This is a genomic window from Streptomyces sp. SID11385 (genome assembly GCF_010548245.1).
Lineage (GTDB): Bacteria > Actinomycetota > Actinomycetes > Streptomycetales > Streptomycetaceae > Streptomyces.
In genome coordinates this window covers 1-6,856 of sequence record NZ_JAAGLR010000577.1, presented here as the reverse complement: position 1 = coordinate 6,856, position 6,856 = coordinate 1, and the positions used below count along the sequence as shown (strand labels likewise).

At 71.8% G+C, this 6,856-nt stretch carries 1 protein-coding gene; it reads right to left on the bottom strand.

The features are described from left to right. Positions 1 to 6,856 (bottom strand): type I polyketide synthase (locus tag G3I42_RS17575; RefSeq protein WP_164287073.1); only part of this gene is annotated, 6,856 nt, incomplete at both ends.

The following is a 6,856-nucleotide window of genomic DNA, read 5'->3' as shown; positions in this document are numbered from 1 at the left end:
TCCTCCTGGTGTGGGGGTGTGGTGGGGGTGGGGGGTGCTTCTTCGATGATGATGTGGGCGTTGGTGCCGCTGATGCCGAAGGAGGAGATGGCGGCGCGGCGGGGGTGGTGGGTGTGGGGCCAGGGTTGGGGGGTGGTGAGGAGTTGGAGGGGGGTGTTGTTCCAGTCGATGAGGGGGGTGGGGGTGGTGGCGTGGAGGGTGGGGGGGAGTGTGTTGTGGTGGAGGGCTTGGATCATTTTGATGAGGGCTGCGGCGCCGGCGGCGGCTTGGGTGTGGCCGATGTTGGATTTGAGGGAGCCGAGCCAGAGGGGGGTGGGGGTGGTGCGGTGTTGGGCGTAGGTGTTGATGAGTGCTTGGGCTTCGATGGGGTCGCCGAGTCGTGTGCCGGTGCCGTGGGCTTCGATGGCGTCGATGTCGTCGGGGGTGAGGTGGGCGTTGTCGAGTGCGGTTTGGATGACGCGTTGTTGGGAGGGGCCGTTGGGGGCGGTGAGTCCGTTGCTGGCGCCGTCCTGGTTGATGGCGGTGGCGCGGATGGTGGCGAGGATGGTGTGGTTGTTGCGTTGGGCGTCGGAGAGTTTTTCGAGGATGAGGATGCCGATGCCTTCGGACCAGCCGGTGCCGTCGGCGTGGGCGGAGAAGGGTTTGCAGCGTCCGTCGGGGGCGAGGCCGCGTTGGCGGCTGAATTCGATGAAGGTGGTGGGGGTGGACATGAGGGTGACGCCGCCGGCGAGGGCGAGGGTGCATTCGCCGGTGTGGAGGGCTTGGGTGGCCATGTGGAGGGCGACGAGTGAGGAGGAGCAGGCGGTGTCCACGGTGATCGCCGGGCCTTCCAGCCCGAGCGCGTACGACACCCGGCCGGTGTGGACGCTTCCCGTGTTGCCCGTGCTCAGATAGCCCTCCAGGTCCCCGGGCACGGAGGACAGCCGGCTCGCGTAGTCGTGGTACATGACGCCCGCGTAGACGCCGGTGCGGCTGCCGCGCAGGCTGGTCGGGTCGATCCCGGCGCGTTCGAGGGCTTCCCAGGAGGTCTCCAGGAGCAGCCGCTGCTGGGGGTCCATCGCGAGGGCCTCGCGGGGGCTGATGCCGAAGAACTCCGCGTCGAACTCCGCCCCGTCGTACAGGAACCCGCCTTCGCGCGCGTACGAGGTACCGGGCGTGTCGGGGTCGTCGGAGAACAGTGCGTCGAGATCCCAGCCGCGGTCGGTGGGGAACCCGGAGATCGCCTCGCCCCCGGAGGCCACCAGGTCCCACAGCGCTTCCGGCGAGTTGATGCCGCCGGGGAACCGGCCGCTCATCCCCACGACCACCACCGGATCGTCCTCCACGGACGCCGTGCGCGCGGCCGGAAGGGCCTCGCGCGGAGCCACCGCGTCGCCCAGCTCCGCCAGTACGAGTTCGGCGACGGCGGTGGGGGTGGGGTGGTCGAAGACGAGGGTGGCGGGCAGGCGCAGGCCGGTGGCCTTGTTGAGACGGTTGCGCAGCTCGACGGCGGTCAGCGAGTCGATGCCGAGGTCCCGGAAGCCCCGCCGCGCGTCCACCTCCGCGGCGCTTGCGTAACTGAGCGCCTCGGCCACCGTGCGCCGTACGAGGTCGGTGACGAACGCCGCCCGGGGCTCGGCCGCCATGCCCGCCAGCCGCTCGGCGAGCGAGCCCGGCGCCGCCTCGGTACCCGCACGCGCACTGCTCCGGCGCGGCCGCGTACGGACCAGGTTCCGCAGCATCGCGGGCACCTCTTCGTCCGCCGCCCGCAGACCCGCGCTGTCCAGCCGCATCGGCACCACATCCGGGAGGCCGAGCCCCACGGCGGCGTCGAAGAGGCGGAGCCCGAGGTCCGCGTCGAGCGTGCCGATGCCGGAGCGCGCCAGCCGCGCCAGGTCGGCGGCGCCCAGCGTCGCCGCCATCCCGTCGGTGTCCCACGCGCCCCAGGCCAGCGACACTGCCGCCAGCCCCTGCGACCTGCGCTGCCGCGCGAGCGCGTCCAGCGAGGCGTTGGCCGCCGCGTACGAACCCTGTCCGGCCGTTCCGTACACACCGGCCACGGAGGAGAAGAGGGCGAAGAGGGGGAGGTCGAGGTGTTGGGTGGCGTGGTGGAGGTGGTGGGCGGCGTCGGTTTTGGGGCGGAGGACGGGGGTGAGTCGTTGGGGGGTGAGGGTGGTGAGGGTGGCGTCGTCGAGGGTGCCGGCGGCGTGGATGATGCCGGTGAGGGGGTGGTCGGTGGGGATGGTGTCGAGGAGGTGGTGGAGGGCGGTGGGGTCGGCGATGTCGCAGGCGGTGAGGGTGACGGTGGCGCCGAGGTCGGTGAGTTGCTGGGTGAGGGTGGTGGCGTGGGGTGCGTCGGGTCCGCGTCGGCTGACGAGGAGGAGGTGGGTGACGTGGTGGTGGGTGACGAGGTGGCGGGCGAAGAGGGCGCCGAGGGCGCCGGTGGCGCCCGTGATGAGCACCGTTCCCTCCGGATCGAGCGCCGGGAAGGCCGCCTCCTCCGCCTGCGCGACCCGTTCCAGCCGCGGCACGAAGAACTGGCCGTCCCGCACGGCGAGTTGCGGTTCGTCCCGCACGGTGCGCAGTGCCTCCGGCGGAGTGCCTGCGGGCGCGTCGATCAGGACGATGCGGCCCGGGTTCTCCGTCTGCGCCGAGCGCACCAGTCCCCAGACCGCCGCCGCCGCCGGATCGGGCACCTCCTCGCCGACGGACACGGCGCCCGTGGTCCGTACCACGAGCCGTTCCTCCTCGCGCTCGTCCTCGGCGAGCCACGCCTGGATCTCCCGCAGGCTCGTGGCGAGCGTCTCGTGCACCGAGGCGGAACCCGGGGGCACCTGGAGCGTCCTCGTGGGCCCGGCGCCGTCGAAGACGGGCGCGGTCACGGGCATCCAGCCGACGCGGAAGAGGGCGTCCGACACCGGTGATTCCTGGGCCTCGCGCGTCTGTTCCGCGGAGAGCGGGCGCAGCGTCAGCGCGGCCACCTCGGCCACCGGCTGCCCGTGGCCGTCCGCGACGAGCAGGGACACCGTGTCCGCGCCCTCCGGCGTGAGGCGGACGCGCAGCGTCGAGGTCCCGGTCGCGGAGAGCCGCACGCCCTCGAAGGAGAACGGCAGCAGCGGCGCGGAGCCGGTGTCCAGCACGCCCAGGCCGAGCGCGTGCAAGGACGCGTCGAGCAGCGCGGGGTGCAGCCCGTAGCGGTGGGACTCAGCGGCCAGGTCCTCCGGCAGCACGACCTCCGCGAAGACGGTGTCCCCGGCGCGCCACACCCGGCGCAGTCCGCGGAAGGCCGGACCGTACCCGAAGCCCCGAGCGGCGAGATCCTCGTAATGGCCCGTCAGGTCGATGTCCTCGGCGTTCCGGGGCGGCCACTGGGCGAGCGCGTCGAACGCGCCGCTGTCCGCCCCGCCGTCCGCGATCTCGTCCGGCGCCACGGCACCCGTTCCGACCCGGCGCCACGGTTCGTCCTCGGACGCCCCCGAGGGGCGGGCGTGCACGGTGAGCGGACGCCGCCCTGCCTCGTCCGGTGCCCCCACCGACACCTGAACCTGTGTTCCCCCGGTCGACGGCAGCACGACCGGTGCCTGGAGGGTCAGTTCCTCCAGCACCTCACAGCCCGCCAGCTCCCCGGCCCGCAGGGCGAGTTCGACCAGAGCCGTCCCCGGCAGCAGCACGGTGTCCAGCACCGCGTGGTCGGCCAGCCAGCCGTGTTCCCGGAGCGACAGCCGCGTGGTCAGCACCAGCGTGCCGGAGTCCGCGAGGGACACCGCCGCGCCGAGCATCGGGTGGCCCGCCGGGCCGAGCCCCAGCCCCGTGGCCTCCCTGTCGAGATCCCGCGCGTCCTGGTGGTTGAGCCAGTAGCGCCGGTGTTGGAAGGGGTAGGTGGGGAGGTTGTGGTGGTGGGGGGTGGGGTGGTGGAGGAGGTGGTGCCAGTTGAGGGGGGTGCCGTTGGTCCAGAGGTGGGCGAGGGTTTGGGTGAGGGTGGTGGTTTCGGGGTGGTTTTTGCGGAGGGTGGGGTGGAGTTGGGGGGTGGTGGTGTTGTTGGTGGTGGTGTCGGTGAGGGTTTCGCGGGCGAGGGCGGTGAGGGTGGTGTCGGGTCCGATTTCGAGGTAGGTGGTGGTGCCTCGGTCGGCGAGGGTGGTGATGGTGTGGTGGAAGTGGACGGTGTTGCGGATGTGCTGGACCCAGTAGTCGGGGGTGGTGAGTTCTTCGGGGGTGGCGGTGTGGTCGTGGTGGTGGGTGATGAGGGGGGTGTGGGGGTGGTGGTAGGTGAGTTGTTCCGCGGTGTGCCGGAATTCTTCCAGGATGGGGTTCATGAGGGGGGAGTGGAAGGCGTGGCTGACGCGGAGGAAGCGGGTGGTGTGGCCGAGTTGGGTGAGGGTGGTGTTGAGGGTGTTGAGGGTGGTGGTGGTGCCGGAGAGGACGGTGGCGGTGGGGCTGTTGAGGGCGGCGATGGAGATGTCGTTGTGGTGGGTGAGGTGGGGGGTGAGGTCGTGTTCGGTGGCGCGGACGGCGAGCATGGTGCCGCCTGGGGGGAGTTGTTGCATGAGGCGGCCGCGTGCGGCGACGAGGGTGCAGGCGTCGGGGAGGGTGAGGATGCCGGCGGCGTGGGCGGCGGCGAGTTCGCCGATGGAGTGTCCGGCGAGGTATTTGGGGCGGATGCCGAGGTGTTCGAGGAGGCGGTGGAGGGCGACTTGGAGGGCGAAGAGGGAGGTCTGGGTGTACTGGGTCTGCTGGAGGAGTGCGGCTTCGGGGCTGTCCTCGGCGGCGAACATGAGGTCGCGCAGGGGGCGGTCGAGGTGGGGGTCGAGGTGGGCGCAGACCTCGGCCAGGGCTGCGGCGAAGGCGGGGTAGGTCTCGTAGAGTTCGCGGCCCATGCCGGGGCGCTGACTGCCCTGACCCGAGAACAGGAACGCCGTGTCCCCGGAGACCACTTCCCCTTGCGTCAGCCGCTCCGACGAGGTCTCTCCTGCCGCCAGCCCCTCCAGCCCCTTGACCAGGTCCTCGCGGCCGTCGGCCCGCACCGTCGCACGCAGAGCGAGAGCGGCGCGGCGCGTGCCGAGCGAGAGGGCGAGCGCGCCGAGATCGGCCTCCGGCCGCGCCTCGAGATACCCCAGGAGCTGTCGCGCCTGCGCGCGCAGGGCACTCGGGGCCCGCGCGGAGAGCGGCACCAGCACGGTCCCGGCCTCGGTCGGCTCCTCCTGGTGTGGGGGTGTGGTGGGGGTGGGGGGTGCTTCTTCGATGATGATGTGGGCGTTGGTGCCGCTGATGCCGAAGGAGGAGATGGCGGCGCGGCGGGGGTGGTGGGTGTGGGGCCAGGGTTGGGGGGTGGTGAGGAGTTGGAGGGGGGTGTTGTTCCAGTCGATGAGGGGGGTGGGGGTGGTGGCGTGGAGGGTGGGGGGGAGTGTGTTGTGGTGGAGGGCTTGGATCATTTTGATGAGGGCTGCGGCGCCGGCGGCGGCTTGGGTGTGGCCGATGTTGGATTTGAGGGAGCCGAGCCAGAGGGGGGTGGGGGTGGTGCGGTGTTGGGCGTAGGTGTTGATGAGTGCTTGGGCTTCGATGGGGTCGCCGAGTCGTGTGCCGGTGCCGTGGGCTTCGATGGCGTCGATGTCGTCGGGGGTGAGGTGGGCGTTGTCGAGTGCGGTTTGGATGACGCGTTGTTGGGAGGGGCCGTTGGGGGCGGTGAGTCCGTTGCTGGCGCCGTCCTGGTTGATGGCGGTGGCGCGGATGGTGGCGAGGATGGTGTGGTTGTTGCGTTGGGCGTCGGAGAGTTTTTCGAGGATGAGGATGCCGATGCCTTCGGACCAGCCGGTGCCGTCGGCGTGGGCGGAGAAGGGTTTGCAGCGTCCGTCGGGGGCGAGGCCGCGTTGGCGGCTGAATTCGATGAAGGTGGTGGGGGTGGACATGAGGGTGACGCCGCCGGCGAGGGCGAGGGTGCATTCGCCGGTGTGGAGGGCTTGGGTGGCCATGTGGAGGGCGACGAGTGAGGAGGAGCAGGCGGTGTCCACGGTGATCGCCGGGCCCTCGAGCCCGAGCGCGTACGACACCCGGCCGGAGAGCACACTGGCCGCCGAGCCCGTCATCCGGTGGCCCTCCGCGCCGCCCCCGCCCGCGTCCTGGTCTCGGAAACCGAAGGTCCCGGCGTAGACGCCGGTACGGCTGCCGCGCAGGCTCGTCGGGTCGATCCCGGCGCGTTCGAAAGCCTCCCAGGAGGTCTCCAGGAGCAGCCGCTGCTGGGGGTCCATCGCGAGGGCCTCGCGGGGGCTGATGCCGAAGAACTCCGCGTCGAAGTCCGCGACACCGTCGAGGAATCCGCCCTCCCGCGTGTACGAAGTGCCGGGCGTGTCGGGGTCGTCGGAGAACAGTGCGTCGAGATCCCAGCCGCGGTCGGTGGGGAACCCGGAGATCGCCTCGCCCCCGGAGGCGACCAGGTCCCACAGTTCCTCGGGCGAGTTGATGCCGCCGGGGAACCGGCCGCTCATCCCCACGACCACCACCGGATCGTCCTCCACGGACGCCGTCCGCCGCTCCTCGGCCCGCTCCGGCGCGGGGGCCGTGCCGAGGGACTGGGCCAGCAGGTACGTGACCACCGCCTCGCACGTCGGGTGGTCGAAGATGAGCCCCGCGGGGACGGGCAGACCGGTGGCCTCCGCGATCCGCGTACGCAGCTCGACCCCGCTCATGGAGTCGAACCCCAGCTCCTTGAAGGTCAGTTCCGGGTCCACGCCCTCGGCGGAGGCATGACCGAGGATCGCGGCCGCCTCCCGCCTGACCAGCGTCGTCAGCGACCGTTCCCGTTCGGCGGCGTCGAGGCCGCCCGGCCCCCGCACCCCGCCCGGCTCGGGTGCCCCGCCCGGCTCGCCAACGGCGCCCGGCTCCG